At 51.0% G+C, this 18,483-nt stretch carries 15 protein-coding genes; 9 read left to right on the top strand and 6 right to left on the bottom strand.

Annotated features, from left to right (window positions below; all coding sequences use genetic code 11):
- Positions 1-26: 26 nt before the first annotated feature.
- The gene (gene siiF, locus J1G48_RS20630; RefSeq protein WP_000358566.1) at positions 27-2,093 is read left to right on the top strand and encodes an SPI-4 type I secretion system protein SiiF; all 2,067 of its coding nucleotides are present in this window, start codon (positions 27-29) and stop codon (positions 2,091-2,093) included.
- Between the two features lie 277 nt (positions 2,094-2,370).
- Here siiF and J1G48_RS20625 read toward each other — a convergent pair whose 3' ends face one another.
- Positions 2,371-2,652 carry a YjcB family protein gene (locus J1G48_RS20625; protein WP_000719058.1) on the bottom strand — a complete coding sequence of 94 codons (282 nt, stop codon included), beginning with the start codon at positions 2,650-2,652 and terminating at the stop codon, positions 2,371-2,373.
- A 562-nt stretch (positions 2,653-3,214) separates the two neighbouring features.
- On the opposite strand from J1G48_RS20625, the gene J1G48_RS20620 reads away from it, so the two are divergent.
- Positions 3,215-4,816 carry an EAL domain-containing protein gene (locus J1G48_RS20620; RefSeq protein ID WP_000083642.1) on the top strand — a complete coding sequence of 534 codons (1,602 nt, stop codon included), beginning with the start codon at positions 3,215-3,217 and terminating at the stop codon, positions 4,814-4,816.
- Here the strand turns inward: J1G48_RS20620 and soxS are convergent.
- A complete protein-coding gene (gene soxS, locus J1G48_RS20615) occupies positions 4,804-5,127 on the bottom strand; it encodes a superoxide response transcriptional regulator SoxS (protein ID WP_000019483.1) in 324 nt (107 codons plus the stop codon). The genes J1G48_RS20620 and soxS overlap by 13 nt on opposite strands.
- 86 nt (positions 5,128-5,213) lie before the next feature.
- Between soxS and soxR the strand changes: the two genes are divergently transcribed.
- The 4 genes from soxR (at position 5,214) to J1G48_RS20595 (ending at position 10,127) form a co-directional block, all read left to right on the top strand.
- The gene (soxR, locus tag J1G48_RS20610; RefSeq protein WP_000412686.1) at positions 5,214-5,672 is read left to right on the top strand and encodes a redox-sensitive transcriptional activator SoxR; all 459 of its coding nucleotides are present in this window, start codon (positions 5,214-5,216) and stop codon (positions 5,670-5,672) included.
- Between the two features lie 292 nt (positions 5,673-5,964).
- On the top strand, positions 5,965-6,633 hold the full coding sequence (locus J1G48_RS20605) for a glutathione S-transferase (RefSeq protein WP_000958572.1): 669 nt from the start codon (positions 5,965-5,967) through the stop codon (positions 6,631-6,633).
- Between the two features lie 348 nt (positions 6,634-6,981).
- Complete coding sequence (gene ghxP, locus J1G48_RS20600) at positions 6,982-8,331, top strand: guanine/hypoxanthine transporter GhxP (RefSeq protein ID WP_000106907.1); 1,350 nt, start codon at positions 6,982-6,984, stop codon at positions 8,329-8,331.
- A gap of 149 nt (positions 8,332-8,480) precedes the next feature.
- A complete protein-coding gene (locus tag J1G48_RS20595; protein WP_000402189.1) occupies positions 8,481-10,127 on the top strand; it encodes a Na+/H+ antiporter in 1,647 nt (548 codons plus the stop codon).
- Between the two features lie 94 nt (positions 10,128-10,221).
- Here J1G48_RS20595 and J1G48_RS20590 read toward each other — a convergent pair whose 3' ends face one another.
- Complete coding sequence (locus tag J1G48_RS20590; RefSeq protein WP_000354962.1) at positions 10,222-11,109, bottom strand: LysR family transcriptional regulator; 888 nt, start codon at positions 11,107-11,109, stop codon at positions 10,222-10,224.
- Between the two features lie 103 nt (positions 11,110-11,212).
- Here J1G48_RS20590 and J1G48_RS20585 point away from each other — a divergent pair, with 103 nt between their 5' ends.
- Complete coding sequence (locus J1G48_RS20585) at positions 11,213-11,623, top strand: CidA/LrgA family protein (RefSeq protein WP_000257347.1); 411 nt, start codon at positions 11,213-11,215, stop codon at positions 11,621-11,623.
- Complete coding sequence (locus tag J1G48_RS20580; RefSeq protein WP_001067096.1) at positions 11,616-12,305, top strand: LrgB family protein; 690 nt, start codon at positions 11,616-11,618, stop codon at positions 12,303-12,305. The genes J1G48_RS20585 and J1G48_RS20580 overlap by 8 nt, the downstream gene beginning before the upstream one ends.
- A gap of 38 nt (positions 12,306-12,343) precedes the next feature.
- Here J1G48_RS20580 and actP read toward each other — a convergent pair whose 3' ends face one another.
- From actP to acs, 3 genes are all read right to left on the bottom strand, one after another.
- Positions 12,344-13,993, bottom strand: coding sequence for a cation/acetate symporter ActP (gene actP / locus J1G48_RS20575; protein ID WP_000832535.1), 1,650 nt, complete (start codon positions 13,991-13,993; stop codon positions 12,344-12,346).
- The gene (locus tag J1G48_RS20570; protein ID WP_000999623.1) at positions 13,990-14,304 is read right to left on the bottom strand and encodes a DUF485 domain-containing protein; all 315 of its coding nucleotides are present in this window, start codon (positions 14,302-14,304) and stop codon (positions 13,990-13,992) included. The genes actP and J1G48_RS20570 overlap by 4 nt, the downstream gene beginning before the upstream one ends.
- Positions 14,305-14,549: 245 nt before the next feature.
- Positions 14,550-16,508 carry an acetate--CoA ligase gene (gene acs, locus J1G48_RS20565; protein ID WP_000083880.1) on the bottom strand — a complete coding sequence of 653 codons (1,959 nt, stop codon included), beginning with the start codon at positions 16,506-16,508 and terminating at the stop codon, positions 14,550-14,552.
- A gap of 431 nt (positions 16,509-16,939) precedes the next feature.
- Here acs and nrfA point away from each other — a divergent pair, with 431 nt between their 5' ends.
- Positions 16,940-18,376, top strand: a complete 1,437-nt coding sequence (nrfA, locus tag J1G48_RS20560) for an ammonia-forming nitrite reductase cytochrome c552 subunit (RefSeq protein WP_000101770.1) — start codon at positions 16,940-16,942, stop codon at positions 18,374-18,376.
- The last annotated feature ends 107 nt before the right edge of the window (positions 18,377-18,483 follow it).

Genomic DNA, 18,483 nt, shown 5'->3' with positions numbered 1-18,483 from the left:
TCACCTTTGGGTGAGGGGGTTTACTTATGGATAAAAAACTAGAACCTTATTATTTAAGTGCGGAAACGGCATTATCTATAGTGTCTAAAAAATTCAACATAAAAATTGATATCAAAGAGGATGATATAAATTTAAGATTTAAAAAGTACGACAGAAATAACACTGATGACTCTATACAAATGAAGAATTTCTTTTTGTCGTTAGGGCTTTCTCTACAGGATATATTATTTAATAATGGTGAGGATTTACTAAATGAGCCTATGCCGATTTTACTATTAACACCAGAAATGAAGTGGATGGTGTGTGTGAGTGGCGGGCAAAAAATAAAGTTGGTAAACGCGCGCGGTGAACTCTGTTATGTTGAAATTGAAGATGAATATTTAAAAGAGTTATCTGCATTTAGTATACTACCTTTAAATAAAGTTGTTGATAGTATAAGAGTAAAAAATATCATAAAAAACTCTTTATCGATGAACAAGATTTTTTATACTAAATACTTTTTTTCATCTCTTTTTATGGCAATTTTTGCGTTAACTATCCCAGTATTTAGTAATCTGTTCTATGATAAGCTTGTTCCAAGCGCTTCGGTTTCATCTTTATTTGGCGTGGCTATAATTGTTGCTGTATTTATTGTTTTTGAGTTTATCCTTCGTACTTCGAAAGATATTTATCAGTCTATCACAGCAAGGCAGGATGACGTCGATATTGATATCGCATTTCTTGAAGCGGTACTTTATAGTAAAAAGAAAAATGGCAGATCCATGTCATCAGCATTTGTGCTATGGAATGAGTTTCAGAAAATTAAACCCGTTTTATTAAACTCGATCTTTCAACGTATAGCCGATATTCCAATATTTATTATATTTCTCATTGTTATATATGTAAATTTAGGTCTGGTTGTTATTGTACCTATTACCATGTTTATCGTCTCTATTATTATTTCCCTCGTTAACCACCATTATACTAATGAGTTAATGAACAAACAAAAAGAAGGACAGAAGAACAGGAATATTTTTATCTCAGAAGTTTTCTTATCTATTAAAATGATCCATACCTTAAATAATCAAGGTTTACTTTTTGATTGGGTTAATACGTCAAATGAACAGTCGTATCTTAACCTGAAGATAAGGAAATTAAATCTTATCTATCAATCTATATTGGGGAGTATGTCATCTATTACCCAAATAACTATTATGGTAATAGCCTTTTTTATGGTAATCAAGGGTGATGTTACTACTGGCGCAATTGTTTCATCTGTCATTGTCTCTGGCCGTATTTCCGGGATCATTTCGAATTTTTCTTCTACATTAATCTCTATTTTATCAGCAGAAAAAACCGGTAAGGATCTGCTTTCTTTTTTTGATGAAGATCAGGCAGAAAAAACACCGGCATTACAGTCAATATCAAAGTGCAATGGCGATATCTCTATCCGGGGCGTGAGTTATCAGTATGATGCTCAATCTCCGATGATTATTAACCGACTGTCTATAGACATACCTGCGGGGCAACGTGTCGCGGTGGTAGGCGAATGCGGAGCAGGAAAAAGCTCATTACTGGGAATGCTATCTGGCTACCTTTCGCCAACAGACGGTGCCATTTTATATGATGGATATAACTTAGGACATTTATCGCAGAACTTTTTTTCTCAGCATTTAAGCGTGGTGACGACACATGATGTTTTATTCACCGGAACCATTGAAAGTAATTTCGCGTTAAAACCGCAAAACGACAGGGGCCGGGTACTCAAGGCGCTTCAGCTGGCGAACTGTGGTTTTATCTTGCAACATCCTATGGGGCTGAAGTTTCCGGTGAATTTTATGGCTAAAAACCTGTCATCCGGACAGCAGCAGCAGTTATTATTAGCACGTAGTCTGAGTAGTGACGCCAGCGTCTTTTTATGGGATGAACCAACATCAAATCTGGATGAGAATACCGAGAAGCAAATTTTTGATAACTTAGATGAGTTTATTCATGGGAAAACGTTGATCATGGTGACGCATCGTCGATATCTGATAAAGTATTTTGACCGGGTCCTGGTAATGAAAGGTGGAAAAATAATCCGTGATTGTTCTCCGGATAAATTATTAATGTAAAATAAGCAGCGCTTGTCGCTGTTATCAGGTGGTACTGCTTAATAAAAAAGACCCGTTGCACAAACGGGTCTTTTTTGTCATTTAACGAGTCGGCAACGTCTTCAATAAGTTTAGCTCGATTCTGTTAGGGCTATTCCACTTGCCATTTTTGGATAACCACACCTGGCGGCCCTCATCAACGGCAATGCGAGGGACGTGATGGTGCGCAAGGCTACCCCTGGCGCGCGATTCCGCGTTGAGATAACCGGTGGGCGGCTTCAGCGGCAGCGATAGCGTATCAGGTCAGCACCATCGGCCATTCTGGCGGGGTCTGGCTCATCGTTTCGACCATTACGGCTTCAATGTTATGCCAGATCGCAGCGAGATCCATCATGGTAATACCGAGTAAACCGGTGGCAAACCAGCAGGCGGATACCACGCCCAGACCGCTACTGATCACCGCCAGACCAATATAATCTGATTTACGGAAACGGATATTGAGCGTGCTGGCTAAAAACATGAGCACGGCGCTCAGCAGTTGCCAGCGGAGAAGAACGACACCAGTGGTTATGGCAGCCATGAAACATTTCCTCTGAATAGACCTTTGTCCAGGACAGCACGGCGTTGTTCCCGGGAAACGTGGGACATTCTGGCTATCAACGGACATCACATCAACATCGAATGAAACATTGTTTCTATTTCATTGTTTTTGTGAACTATATCACAAAAAACAGCTTGTTCGCCAGATCGGCAATGTATTTTTTGTGCGTTTTATAACCGTATTTTTTGTGTGACTTCTACGCGTCCGTAGAGAAACTGCCGGAAAGCAAAGATGTATTATTACTACTCTTTTATTTTTTTTCGTGAAATTCAGACCTGATAAAAATATCAAGTTATTTATCAAAAGAAAGGAGTAAAGATGTATACCCCATCGTTTACTTGAGTATAAATCTGATATTATCAAAAATATTTAGTGTCCTGCCTGGTATGCGAAAGAGATTGCGCGTAGTTATTAATGGTAAATGTTGATCGGTAAAAGTCTGTTGCTAATATTGATAAATTCATGCACCGTAAGCCTCCATTTGGTTCACGTCTTATTTTGCCAACAATAGTCACAAATAATGCAGGGAAATAGGCTGAAAATGAGTCAAAGCACACGACGCAAGGTGTTGAGATTTCTCGGAACGATCATTGTGGTGTTACTTCCTATATTGCTGGCGATCTGGTTTGCTCATATCCGGGCAGTCTCTGAAACCAGAAATCAGTTACATTCATTTGCGCAGTTGGTATTAGATAAAACGGAGCGGGTTATCCTGCAAGCAGATTTAGCCCGCGATGCCGCTGAACAATATCAGGGGCAAGCCTGTACGCCAGCCCATCAACAGCGAATGCTGAATATTATCCGCGGTCGTTTGTACATTAATGAGTTGATTTATGCTAAGGGCCAGCGTTTTCTATGCTCTACGGTTATGACGCCAACAAGTCCTTATTTTATTCCCCGCGCTGACTATAAACGAAAGCCTGACATCGCTATTTATTACTATCGTGATACGCCTTTTTTCAACGGTTATAAAATGACATATATGCAGCGGGGAAACTATGTCGCGGTTATCAATCCCTTATCTTATAGCGAGGTGATGTCAGACGATCCGGCGTTGGCCTGGGGAATGTATGATACGGTGACCAACACCTTTTTCTCCCTGAGTGAACAGGCGCAGGCTGATCAGCTATTACCTTTGGTACGACGGAGTGAACCTGTGTTCCAACAGGGTGAGCGTTTTTATACTCTGGTTAAATCAGCAAAACGACCGGTTGCCACGATTGTTTCAACCTCAAAGCAACGCTTTTACCAGAACCTCTTTCATCAGCTTACGTTAACGCTACCGTTAGGGATCATCTGTAGCATTATCGTCTTATTTATGTGGTCACGATCCCGGCAGGCATATTACTCACCGCGTCGATTGCTGCAACGGGCCATTACCAGGCACCAGCTTTGCCTTCATTATCAGCCGATCATTGATATCCGAAACGGGACATGTGTAGGTGCCGAAGCGCTATTGCGTTGGCCGGGCTATCACGGTCCGGTGATGAGCCCGTGCGAATTTATTCCGCTGGCGGAAAAAGAGGGGATGATTGAGCAGATCACCGATTATGTCGTCGAAGAGGTATTTAATGATTTAGGTGGTTTTCTGGCCGCGCACCCGCATCTTTATGTCTCTATCAATCTCTCTGCCGCTGATTTTCTCTCTTCCCGGCTAATTGTGATGATTCATGAAAAAACGCGTCAGCATTCAGTGCTTGCGCAACAGATAAAAGTTGAAGTGACCGAGCGCGGATTTATTGATGTGCCTAAAATGACGCCGATTATTCAGGCGTTTCGCCAGGCGGGATACGAGGTGGCAATTGATGACTTTGGTACCGGCTATTCGAACTTGCATAACCTGTACTCATTAAATGTCGACCTTTTAAAAATTGATAAATCTTTTGTCGACACGCTAACCACTAATAGCGCCAGCCATTTGATTGTGGAACATATTATTGAAATGGCGCAAAGTTTGCGGCTAAAAATCATTGCTGAGGGGGTTGAAACGGCTGAACAGGTTAGCTGGTTGCTAAAACGCGGCGTTCAGTATTGTCAGGGATGGCACTTTGCGAAGGCGTTGCCACCGCAGGAATTCATCGCCTGGTTACAACAAACGCCCGCGCCTCTGACGATACGCGGGCAGAGGCCCTACAGGCGGTGACGGTAATCGCTGGGAGTGCGATCGAACTCGCGGCGGAATACACGCGAGAAGGTTTGCTGCGATACATAGCCCAGGTCCATCGCGATATCAAAAATCGGGCGCTCGGTCGTTCGTAGCTCAACGGCCGCCAACAGGAGACGGCGCTGGCGAATATACTCGCCTAATGTTTGATGCGTTACCGTACGAAACATCCGCTGCAAATACCACTTGGAGTAGCCCGATTTTTTTGCCACCACATCAATGTTTAGCGGTTGGTCGATATGTTCATCAATCCATTCGATAAGGGTCTGAATTATCTGCTGATGCGACATATTGTTGCCTCTTAAACAGTATTCGATTCGTCGTTTTGTCTGCGGGCGAGTATAATTCCTCAAGTTAACTTGAGGTAAAGCGATTTATGGAAAAAAAATCTCCCCGTTTAAAAGCCTTACTGACGCCGGGGGAAGTTGCGAAACGTAGCGGTGTTGCTGTGTCCGCCCTGCACTTCTATGAAAGCAAAGGGCTAATTACCAGTATCCGTAATAGCGGTAACCAACGGCGATACAAGCGTGACGTGTTGCGTTATGTCGCGATTATCAAGATCGCCCAGCGTATCGGCATCCCGCTGGCAACTATCGGCGACGCGTTTGGTATCTTGCCGGAAGGACATACGTTAAGCGCGAAAGAGTGGAAGCAGCTCTCCTCGCAGTGGCGCGAAGAGTTAGACCGACGTATTCATACGCTGGTGGCGTTGCGCGATGAGCTGGACGGTTGTATCGGCTGCGGCTGTTTATCGCGTAGCGACTGTCCGCTGCGAAATCCAGGCGACAGGCTTGGCGAACACGGGACGGGCGCCCGGCTGCTTGAAGATGATTAACATGCACTCGGCCATCGGGCTGAGTTCACCTAAAACTAAAGCGCCGCTAAGGGCGCTTTAGTTTGTTTCCGGTCTTTGTCTTTCGCTCTATCCCGCTGATTACAGGAGGGTTTCCCCCGACGTCAACACCCCTCATATCGAGCACATGGTGGAGGTTCCGGTTTGTGTTGATACTGTAAGTGTAAGCGACGACGCCCTGTTCGCCAGCGAAATGCTGATTTTTTAGCCGAAATTTTTACGGCAACTGCCATAATTTTCTATAGTTAGTTGGCATACCTTACAGGAGACAGCCATGCTGACGGTGCACCATTTAAATCAGTCTCGTTCGCAGCGCATCCTCTGGGCGCTGGAAGAGCTGGCGTTGCCTTACCAGATTGTGCGTTACCAGCGTGAAAAGACCATGCTGGCGCCGCCGGCATTGAAAAAAGTGCATCCGCTGGGCAAGTCTCCGGTTATCGAAGATCACGGTATGGTTATTGCGGAATCGGGCGCCATCCTGGAATATTTGCAGGACACTTACGACAATATCGGACGCTTTAAGCCTGCGGATGCGCAGGGAAAACAACACTATCGATTCTGGCTACATTACGCTGAAGGTTCGCTCATGCCCTTGCTATTGATGAGACTGCTCTTTACCTCTCTGGGTAAACCGCCGGTCCCATTGGGCCTGCGAACGTTGGGCGGCGTTATCGGTAAGGGCGCGCAAAAAGCGTACCTCAATCCGCAACTGGAAACCCATGCGCGCTTTATTGACGGGCATCTGGCAAATCACCCCTGGTTTGCCGGAGAGCAGTTAAGTATGGCGGATATCCAGATGAGCTTCCCGCTATTTGCGCTGCTTGCCCGAGGCGGAATCGCTCATCTCGACCATATCAACGCATGGAAAGCGCGGGTAGAAATGCGTCCAGCCTGGCAGCGAGCGATTCAGCAGGGCGGTCCGTTTACCATTTCCGGCGGATAATGGCGTTTTTGTGAGCAGATTGCGCAACGTATTTGCTAACAGCGATGCGAAAAATTGTTGCTGGATTGCGCAGGGACGATAACGTTTGCGCATCGTCTGGCTATTTATTGAGCATACTAAGCAGAAAAGCATAAAAAGCGGCAAAGTTCAGTTGAAAAAGCGTTGATGATCGCTGGATAATCGTTTGCTTTTTTTTTGCCACCCGTTTTGTATACGTGGAGCTAAACGTTTGCTTTTTTTGCGGCGCCCCGGCTGTCGTAAATGTAGCACAAGGAGATAACGTTGCGCTGTTAGTGGATTACCTCCCACGTATACCGACGAATAATAAATTCTCAGGGGATGTTTTCTATGTCTACGCCTTCAGCGCGTACCGGCGGTTCACTCGACGCCTGGTTTAAAATTTCACAACGCGGGAGCACCGTTCGCCAGGAAGTCGTTGCTGGCTTAACCACGTTTCTCGCGATGGTTTACTCCGTCATCGTGGTGCCAGGGATGCTGGGTAAAGCCGGGTTCCCGCCTGCCGCCGTCTTTGTAGCGACCTGCCTGGTCGCAGGCGTCGGCTCTATTGTTATGGGGCTATGGGCGAATCTGCCGCTGGCTATCGGTTGTGCTATATCGTTGACAGCGTTTACCGCGTTTAGCCTGGTCCTGGGGCAGCATATTAGCGTCCCGGTCGCGCTTGGCGCCGTATTCCTGATGGGCGTACTGTTTACCGTTATCTCCGCCACCGGCATTCGTAGCTGGATTTTGCGTAACTTGCCGCAGGGCGTGGCCCACGGAACCGGTATCGGTATTGGCCTGTTTTTGTTGCTGATTGCCGCCAACGGCGTCGGCCTGGTCATTAAAAACCCGCTGGATGGCCTGCCGGTCGCGCTGGGCGATTTCGATACCTTCCCGGTGATTATGTCGCTTGTGGGTCTGGCTGTTATTCTCGGTCTGGAAAAGCTGAAAGTCCCCGGCGGCATTCTGTTGACCATTATTGGCATTTCTATTGTGGGTTTGCTCTTCGATCCTAACGTCCATTTTTCCGGCATTTTCGCCATGCCTTCGTTGAGCGATGAAAACGGCAACTCGCTGATCGGCAGCCTGGATATTATGGGCGCGTTAAACCCTGTCGTTCTGCCAAGCGTGCTGGCGCTGGTGATGACGGCGGTGTTTGATGCGACCGGCACGATTCGTGCGGTCGCAGGGCAGGCTAATCTGCTGGACAAAGACGGACAAATTATCGATGGCGGCAAAGCGCTAACCACCGACTCACTGAGTAGCGTTTTCTCCGGCCTGGTCGGGGCGGCGCCAGCCGCGGTGTATATCGAGTCTGCGGCCGGTACGGCGGCGGGTGGTAAAACGGGCCTGACGGCGATTACCGTGGGCGTGCTGTTTTTGCTGATCCTGTTTCTTTCGCCGCTCTCTTATCTCGTTCCCGTCTACGCAACCGCCCCGGCGCTCATGTATGTCGGTCTGCTGATGCTGAGTAACGTGGCGAAAATCGATTTTGCTGATTTCGTCGATGCGATGGCGGGGCTGGTAACGGCCGTATTTATTGTACTGACCTGTAACATCGTCACCGGGATTATGATCGGCTTTGCCACGCTGGTCGTCGGGCGTCTGGTTTCCGGTGAATGGCGTAAGCTGAATATCGGAACTGTCGTCATTGCGGTCGCGCTGGTCGCTTTTTATGCCGGCGGCTGGGCTATCTAGTTCTGCCTTCATTCTGAAAAACGGGCGGCGTTGGTCGCCCGTTTTCATTTTCAGGACACATCACGTTACCTTTTGCGTTAATCTGAAGAAGGTGAAACCGAGGCATGATGCCTCTCTCCATCATAAAAAACATCGCAAACAGGGAACGCATGGAAATTTTCTTCACAATACTCATCATGACCCTTGTGGTCTCGCTGTCGGGGGTATTTACGCGTGTATTACCCTTCCAGCTTCCTTTACCCCTTATGCAGATCGCCATTGGCGCGCTGTTGGCGTGGCCGACGTTTGGTTTGCATGTGGAATTCGACCCGGAACTCTTCCTGGTGCTGTTTATTCCGCCGCTGCTGTTTGCGGATGGCTGGAAGACGCCGACCCGTGAATTTCTTGAGCATGGACGAGAGATTTTCGGGCTGGCGCTGGCGCTGGTCCTGGTAACGGTCGTGGGAATCGGCTTCCTGATTTATTGGCTGGTGCCCGGCATTCCGCTGATCCCCGCCTTTGCGCTGGCCGCCGTGCTGTCACCGACCGATGCGGTAGCGCTCTCCGGAATTGTGGGCGAGGGGCGTATCCCGAAAAAAATCATGGGCATTCTGCAGGGAGAGGCGTTAATGAACGACGCCTCCGGTCTGGTATCGCTGAAATTCGCCGTCGCGGTGGCGATGGGGACGATGGTCTTTACCGTCGGCGGCGCGACGCTGGAATTTTTTAAGGTCGCTATCGGCGGTATTCTGGCGGGTTTTGTGGTCAGTTGGCTGTATGGCCGCTCGCTGCGTTTTTTGAGCCGCTGGGGCGGCGATGAACCCGCGACGCAAATCGTCCTGCTGTTTCTGCTGCCCTTCGCGTCTTACCTGATTGCCGAACATATTGGCGTCTCAGGCATCCTGGCCGCGGTTGCCGCCGGGATGACCATCACCCGTTCTGGCGTAATGCGCCGCGCGCCGCTGGCAATGCGTTTGCGCGCGAACAGTACCTGGGCGATGCTGGAATTTGTCTTTAACGGTATGGTCTTTCTGCTGTTGGGACTGCAACTGCCGGGGATTCTGGAATCTTCGCTGGCGGCGGCGGAAGCTGACCCGAATGTCGAAACCTGGATGCTCTTTACCGATATCGTGCTGATTTATGCGGCATTGATGCTGGTTCGCTTCGGCTGGCTGTGGACCATGAAAAAGTTCAGCCTGCGCTTTTTGAAGAAGAAACCGATGGAGTTCGCCAGCTGGACGTCGCGTGAAATTCTGATTGCTTCCTTCGCTGGCGTTCGTGGGGCGATCACCCTGGCTGGTGTGCTCTCTATACCGTTACTTTTGCCGGATGGCAGCGGATTTCCGGCGCGTTATGAACTGGTATTCCTGGCGGCTGGCGTCATTCTGTTCTCGTTGTTTGTCGGTGTGATCATGCTGCCGCTGCTGTTGCAACATCTGGAAGTCGCCGATCATGCGCAACAGTTGAAAGAGGAGCGTATCGCCCGTGCGGCGACGGCGGAAGTGGCGATTGTTGCCATTCAGAAAATGGAAGAGCGTTTGGCGGCGGATACCGAAGAAAACATCGATAATCAGTTGCTTACTGAAGTAAGCTCACGTGTCATTGGTAACTTGCGTCGCCGTGCCGATGGGCGAAACGATGTCGAAAGCTCCATACAGGAAGAAAACCTGGAGCGACGTTTCCGTCTGGCGGCGCTGCGTTCCGAACGCGCCGAGTTGTATCATCTGCGCGCCACGCGAGAAATCAGCAATGAAACATTGCAAAAGCTGCTGCACGACCTGGATTTGATGGAAGCGCTACTGATAGAAAATCAGTAGTCCTTGTGGCCCGGTGGCGCCATGCTTACCGGGCCTACAAGTAGGCCGGATAAGGTGCTTGCGCCGCCATCCGGCAAGGGTCTTAACCCATGGCTTACGGTTGTTTCAGCCAAAACCCTTCGCAACAGGTTAACCATGCCCGGGCGCTGTGCGACAGATACACGCCCTCGCGCCAAATCATGCCCAACTGCCAGCGGAGATCGCTTTCCAGCGGTAGCCAGCGCAGCGTGGCCTTATCCAGACGCTGACAAATCGGCTCCGGCAAAATGGCGATGCCGACGCCCGCTTGCACCATGGCGGCGAGAAAATCCCATTGCCCGCTGCGCACGGCAATCCGTGGTTTTACGTCATGCTGGCTAAATAAGGTCATCAACTGGCGGCTCAGGGCAAAGTCTTCGTTATAGATAAGAAGAGGATGCTCCGCCAGAGCTTCAGGCGCGATGGAGTCGCAGGTTGTCCACTGACCGGAACGGGGAACCAGCACGCACAGCGGATGACTGAACAGCGATAACGTCGTCAGCCCGCTCGCTTCTTCCACCGGGAGCGCGGTCATCGCAACATCCAGCTCGCCATTCATTACCGCCTGCTGTACCGTCAGGCCGCCAAACTCCGAAATTTTGAGTTCAACGCCAGGGTAGCGTTGTCGAAACAAACTGATTGGCCCGGCCATCAACATGCCGACCATCGGGGGAATACCCAGCCGCAGCACGCCCTTATTGAGATGGTTAATATCGCTCAACTCGGCCTCTAACTGGCGAAACTCAGCGAGGATCGCCAGACCGCGTTCAAACACCACGCGTCCGGTATCGGTCAGCAATAACTTACGTCCGTCGCGGATCAGTAGCGTACAGTTAAGCTCATCTTCAAGATTTTTCAGCATCTTGCTAATGGTGGGCTGGGTGACAAATAACTTCTCCGCTGCGCGGGTGAAACTTTGCTGGCGCACCACCTCGACAAAATAACGCAGCGTTCTGATATCCATGATTATTCCTTCCGACTATGCCTGCAATGATTTTAATTCATTTCTGCCCGTGACGGAGGTTCTCTATACTGGCGCTCCGTATTATTTTTCAGGACATTCCCTCATGGCTGTGGCGATAAGCCGCGTTACGCCTGCCGTTGTGCAACGACTCCAGGTACCGGTTCAGGTACTGCTCTATGCAGGTTTATTCATTTTTTCCCAATATCTTGTCTCCTGGCTGCACCTGCCGTTGCCCGCGAATCTGGTCGGCATGGTGCTTATGTTGGCGCTGATCGTTTGCCGGATTATTCCGCTTAGCTGGGTACGCGCAGGCGCACGCTGGCTGCTGGCGGAGATGCTGTTATTCTTTGTTCCCGCCGTCGTGGCGGTAGTGAACTATGCCCATCTGTTACTGGTGGACGGCTGGCGCATCTTCTCGGTGATAGCGATCAGTACCTTAATGGTACTCGGCGCGACGGCGTGGGTGGTGGATAAAGTGTATCGCTATGAGATGAGTAGGCTAAACCGTGAATAACGTTCAGTTAAGCGTACTGTGTCTGGTGATTACGCTGGGGATTTACTTCGCCAATAAGCGTCTGTATCGCCGTTTTCGCAAACTGCCGTTGATGCCATTAGTGTTGACGCCGGCACTGCTGGTGTTAATGCTGGTGTTCGGTCATATCTCCTGGCAAAACTATATTGGTGAATCGCACTGGCTATTGTGGCTGCTCGGCCCGGCGACTATTGCCTTTGCGGTGCCGGTGTACGATAACCTCGCGATTATCAAACGTCACTGGATGTCGCTCACCGCGGGCGTAGTGACGGCGACGGTGGTGGCAGTCACCAGTTCCGTTTGGCTGGCGCGTCTGTTCACGTTATCGGATGAGATTCAGCGTAGTCTGGCGGTACGTTCCGTTACTACGCCGTTTGCGCTGGCGGCGGCAGAACCCCTGGGCGGGCAGCCAGATCTGGTGGCGCTGTTCGTGGTCGTCACTGGCGTGTTTGGCATGGCGGTCGGCGACGCGCTATTTTTGCGTCTCTCTATCCGGGAAGGCATGGCAAAAGGGGCAGGATTCGGCGCGGCGTCACATGGGGCGGGCACGGCGCGTTCCTATGAACTTGGTCAGCAGGAGGGCGTCGTCGCCAGTCTGGTAATGATGCTGTCCGGCGTGGTGATGGTGCTGGCAGCCCCGCTGGTGGCGAGGGTGATGTTCTGATTTTCCTCCGACCCACGGGGCCGGAGGAAACGGTAAGATTAATGCGCACGCCCTTGTTCTACGCCGAATCCCGTTTGGGAGCGGATAAACTGAGCGCGGAACTGCTCACGTTCACGGTTGCCTTCTGCCGAGTTATCGGTGGCCGAGAAAAACCAGATCCCCAGGAACGCCACACTGATAGAGAACAGCGCCGGATACTCATACGGGAAGATCGCTTTTTCGTGGCCGAGGATCTGCACCCAAATGGTAGGGCCAAGAATCATCAGCACCACCGCTGTCAGTAAACCTAACCAGCCGCCCAGCATAGCGCCGCGCGTGGTCAGTTTTGACCAGTACATGGAAAGCAGAATGATGGGGAAGTTGCAGCTCGCGGCGATAGCAAACGCCAGGCCCACCATAAAGGCGATGTTCTGATTTTCAAACAGGACGCCGAGGATAATGGCGATCACGCCCAGCACCAGGACGGTGATTTTCGACACCTTCAGCTCTTCACGTTCGGTTGCGCCTTTGCGGAACACGTTGGCGTACAAGTCATGCGACACCGCCGATGCGCCCGCCAGCGTCAGACCGGCGACCACCGCCAGAATGGTGGCAAACGCCACTGCCGAAATAAAGCCGAGGAACAGGTTGCCGCCTACCGCGTTGGCCAGATGCACCGCCGCCATGTTATTGCCGCCAATCAGCGCGCCCGCCGCATCTTTATAGGCGGGATTCGCCCCCACCAGCATGATAGCGCCGAAGCCGATAATAAAGGTCAGAATGTAGAAATAGCCCATAAAACCGGTGGCATAGAACACGCTCTTGCGCGCTTCGCGGGCATCGCTGACCGTAAAGAAACGCATCAGAATATGCGGCAAGCCGGCGGTGCCGAACATCAGTCCCAGACCCAACGACAATGCCGAAATCGGATCTTGCACCAATCCTCCTGGGCTCATAATCGCCGTGCCTTTCGGGTGTACCGCCATGGCTTCGGTAAACAGATTATTGAAGCTAAAGCCGACGTGTTTCATCACCATAAAGGCCATAAAACTGGCGCCAAACAGCAACAGGACGGCTTTGATAATTTGCACCCACGTTGTCGCCAGCATCCCGCCGAACAGCACGTACATCATCATCAGCACGCCGACCAGCACCACGGCGATGTGATAGTTGAGGCCGAACAGCAGTTCAATCAGTTTACCGGCGCCGACCATTTGGGCGATGAGATAAAGCGCCACCACTACCAGGGAGCCACAGGCCGAAAGAATACGGATTGGCCCCTGTTTCAGGCGATAAGAGGCAACGTCAGCAAAAGTATAACGTCCCAGATTACGCAGGCGCTCGGCAATCAAAAACAGGATGATTGGCCAGCCGACAAGAAAGCCCAGCGAATAGATCAGCCCGTCATAACCGGAGGTAAACACCAGCGCGGAAATGCCGAGAAATGACGCGGCGGACATATAGTCGCCGGCAATCGCCAGCCCGTTCTGGAACCCGGTGATATTGCCGCCAGCCGTGTAGTAGTCGCTACGGGAACGTACGCGTTTAGAGGCCCAGTAGGTAATACCGAGCGTAAACACGACGAAAATCAAAAACATGATAATCGCCTGCCAGTTGGTGGGCTGGCGTTCAACCGCGCCGCTAATGGCATCCGCCGCATGAGCGGCGAAGGGGAGTGCGGCGGCAAGCGCCGTCAGAACTCTCTTCATAATGCTTTCACCTCATGCAGTACGGCGTTATTAAGACGATCGAATTCGCCGTTCGCCCGCCAGATATAAATTCCGGTCAACACAAAAGAAATCACAATCACCCCGACGCCAATGGGAATTCCTCGGGTGACGCTGGTTCCCGCATGTAGAGGCGTGCCCAGCCAGCCAGGCGCGAAGGCGATCAGTAAAATAAAGCTGATATAAACCGTCAGCATGATAACCGACAGAATCGTGGCAAACCGTTGCCGTTTTTCAACTAATTCCCTGAAACGCGCACTGTCTTCTATCCGCTGATAAATTTGGTCATTCATCACAGAGCTCTCCAGAGGTCCCCCTGCGTCTTTCGCGCTACAGGCGCGTTGGCCGCACTCGCGCGCCCCAGCCACATAGTGAACTTGAACTATGCTGCTGAGGGTGTGCTCGCTTGCCGCCTTCCTGTAACACGAAATCCTTTGGGGGAGGGTTTTTTATATTTCCCTCTCCCGGTTTGAGAGAGGGCAGGGGTAGGGTCGTAGGCCGGATAAAACGCGTTCGCGTTGCCATCCGGCATTTATGGTTATGACGGCATCGCGATGGCCTGCTTCTCTTCGAGCAGTTTCTCCACCACGCCAGGATCGGCGAGAGTCGAGGTATCGCCCAGATTGCTGGTATCGCCCGCCGCGATTTTGCGCAAAATGCGGCGCATAATTTTGCCGGAACGGGTTTTTGGCAGTGAGTCGGTCCAGTGCAGCACGTCCGGCGTCGCCAGTGGGCCAATCTCTTTACGTACCCAGTTGCGCACCTCCGCGTACAGTTCTGGCGACGGCTCCTCGCCGTGGTTGAGCGTCACATAAGCGTAAATCGCCTGGCCTTTGATAGCGTGTGGAATACCCACCACCGCCGCTTCGGCGATCTTCGGATGCGCCACCAGCGCTGACTCGATTTCCGCCGTACCCAGACGGTGGCCGGAGACGTTTAACACGTCATCCACGCGACCGGTGATCCAGTAATAGCCGTCCTCATCGCGACGCGCGCCGTCGCCGCTGAAATACATATTCTTAAAGGTAGAGAAATAGGTCTGCTCAAAACGTTCATGATCGCCGAACAGAGTGCGCGCCTGGCCCGGCCAGGAATCGGTGATGACCAGATTGCCTTCCGTCGCGCCTTCTTGCGGATGGCCTTCGTTATCCACCAGCGCAGGCTGTACGCCAAAGAAAGGACGGGTGGCGGAACCGGCTTTCAGTTCGATAGCGCCTGGTAGCGGCGTGATCATAAAACCGCCTGTTTCAGTCTGCCACCAGGTGTCGACGACCGGACATTTTTCCTTGCCGATCTTCTTCCAGTACCATTCCCACGCTTCGGGATTGATCGGCTCGCCGACGGAACCCAGAATGCGCAGTGAAGAACGGTCGGTGCCTTCAATGGCTTTATCGCCTTCCGCCATCAGCGCGCGGATAGCCGTCGGGGCGGTATAAAGAATGTTGACCTGGTGTTTGTCGACCACCTGGCACATGCGAGCGGGCGTTGGCCAATTCGGCACGCCTTCAAACATTAAGGTGGTCGCGCCGCAGGCCAGCGGGCCATACAACAGATAGCTGTGCCCCGTCACCCAACCCACATCGGCGGTACACCAGTAAATATCGCCAGGGTGATAATCAAAGACATACTTAAAGGTGGTCGCGGCGTAGACCAGATAGCCGCCGGTGGTGTGCAGCACGCCTTTCGGCTTGCCGGTGGAGCCGGAGGTATAAAGGATAAACAGCGGATCTTCGGCATTCATCGCTTCAGGCTGGTGCTCAGGGCTGGCTTTTTCAATCAAATCGCGCCACCACAGGTCGCGGCCTTCTTGCCAGTCAATGTCGCTGTCGGTGCTCTTCAGGACGATCACATGCTCAACGCTAGTGACATTCGGGTTTTTCAGCGCGTCATCGACATTCTTTTTCAGCGGGATACTGCGTCCGGCACGTACACCTTCGTCAGCGGTGATCACCAGCCGCGAGCTGGAGTCGATAATGCGTCCGGCGACGGCTTCCGGCGAGAAGCCCCCGAAGATCACCGAATGCACCGCACCGATGCGGGCGCAGGCCAACATTGCCACCGCCGCTTCCGGCACCATCGGCATATAAATCGCTACCACATCGCCTTTTTTAATGCCCAGATCCAGCAGCGTATTCGCGAAACGGCAGACATCGCGATGCAGTTCGCGATAAGAGATATGTTTACTCTGCGACGCGTCATCGCCTTCCCAGATAATGGCGGTGCGATCGCCATTTTCCTGCAAATGGCGGTCAAGACAGTTCGCCGCCAGATTCAGCGTGCCGTCCTCGTACCATTTAATCGACACATTGCCTGGCGCAAAGGAGGTGTTTTTCACTTTTTGGTACGGCGTGATCCAATCGAGAATTTTTCCCTGTTCGCCCCAAAACGTATCGGGGTCGTTAATAGACTGTTTATATTTAGTCTCATACTGCTCTGGATTTATCAGGCAACGATCCGCAATGTTGGCGGGAATGGCGTGTTTATGTGTTTGGCTCATGCTGTTGTTCTCCTTGTAGGATGTTAATAATATGTCGCATAAACGTTAAATGTAGGGTCTTAATAAGTTTTGTTTAGTATTTGGGCGACAGATCACGCAAAAAGGGAACTGTGCAAATAAGCAGCAATCTATTTTTTGATTGTGTCCCGCAAAATTAGATAAATTTTCGGGATAACATGACGTTATATGAAATTTTTTAAAAAAGTGATCCGTGTCCGGAAATCAGAAAAGAGAGGGAGTTTTGTCCAGGTTACTAACTCTAAAGTGGTATTTTACATACACTTACAATTGATTAAAGACAACATTTTAAGTGTGGTTATTTGTTACACATAGAGGAGATCAATGTAATAACAGTATTTGTGCGGTTGCTGTTATGGAAAACGATAAAAAATCGCCATTAAAGATAATGGCGCAATCTGGATGAGACCTCTATGGCAAGGAAAACACTACGCGCACGCCGTTTCTTCAGCCTTATATTTCCTTTTTTCTTCATTACCTCTGTTTACGCTGAGCAAACGCCTGAATCCGCAAAAACCGTTACTGTTGAAGCGAAAAATGAAATGTTCGCGCCTCAACACCCCGACCAATATCAGTCATGGAAAGCGACGTCAGAACAGTCTGCCCGTGAAGATGCGCTGGCGGAAGACCCTCGTCTGGTGATCCTGTGGGCGGGCTATCCCTTCTCCCGTGATTACAACAAACCACGCGGCCACGCGTATGCGGTAACTGACGTGCGCGAAACACTGCGTACCGGCGCGCCAAAAACGGCGGAAGACGGCCCGCTGCCGATGGCCTGCTGGAGTTGTAAAAGCCCCGATGTCGCGCGCCTTATCCAACAAGAAGGCGAAGACGGCTACTTCCATGGCAAATGGGCGCGCGGCGGCCCGGAAATTGTCAACGATTTGGGCTGTGCCGACTGTCATAACACCGCGTCGGACGATTTCGCCCAGGGGAAGCCAGCGTTAACGTTGTCGCGCCCCTATGCCGAACGGGCGATGGAGGCTATCGGCAAACCGTTTGATAAAGCGGGACGATTTGATCAGCAATCGATGGTCTGCGGTCAGTGCCACGTGGAGTACTACTTTGACGGTAAAAACAAAGCCGTTAAGTTCCCGTGGGATGAAGGCATGAAGGTCGAAAATATGGAGCAATACTACGACGCCATCGCCTTCTCTGACTGGACTAACTCGCTGTCGAAAACCCCAATGCTCAAAGCGCAGCACCCGGAATATGAAACCTGGAGCGCGGGCATTCACGGTAAGAACAACGTGACCTGTATCGACTGCCACATGCCGAAAGTACAGAACGCCGAAGGCAAGCTCTACACCGACCATAAAATCGGCAACCCGTTCGACAATTTCGCGCAAACCTGCGCCAACTGCCACACCCAGGACAAAGCGTCCCTGCAAAAAGTGGTCGCCGAGCGTAAACAGGCGATTCATGACCTGAAAATCAAGGTTGAAGATCAGCTGGTACATGCGCACTTCGAAGCGAAAGCCGCATGGGATGCGGGGGCGACAGACGCGGAAATGAAACCGATTCTGAACGATATTCGCCACGCGCAGTGGCGTTGGGATCTGGCGATTGCGTCACACGGTATTCATATGCATGCCCCGGAAGAAGGTCTACGGATGTTAGGCAGTGCGATGGATAAAGCCGCGGATGCCCGTACTAAACTGGCGCGACTGCTGGCGACCAAAGGCATTACCCATGAAATTCCGCTGCCGGATATTTCGACGAAAGAGAAGGCGCAGAAAGCGATTGGTTTGAATATGCAACAAATCAACGCGGAGAAGCAGGACTTCCTGAAAACGGTCGTACCGCAGTGGGAAGATCAGGCGCGTAAAAACGGTCTGTTAAGCCAATAACCTCACATGTGACAAATTTGCCGGATGACAGCGCAAGCGCTTTATCCGGCCTACAGAAGTCTTGTAGGCCTTAAAGCTGCGCGCCATCAGGCATTATGTAATGGAGT

Origin of the sequence: Salmonella sp. SAL-020 (assembly GCF_017372215.1) — a bacterium.
Classification (GTDB): domain Bacteria; phylum Pseudomonadota; class Gammaproteobacteria; order Enterobacterales; family Enterobacteriaceae; genus Salmonella; species Salmonella enterica.
This window is presented reverse-complemented; position numbering and strand designations above follow the sequence as displayed.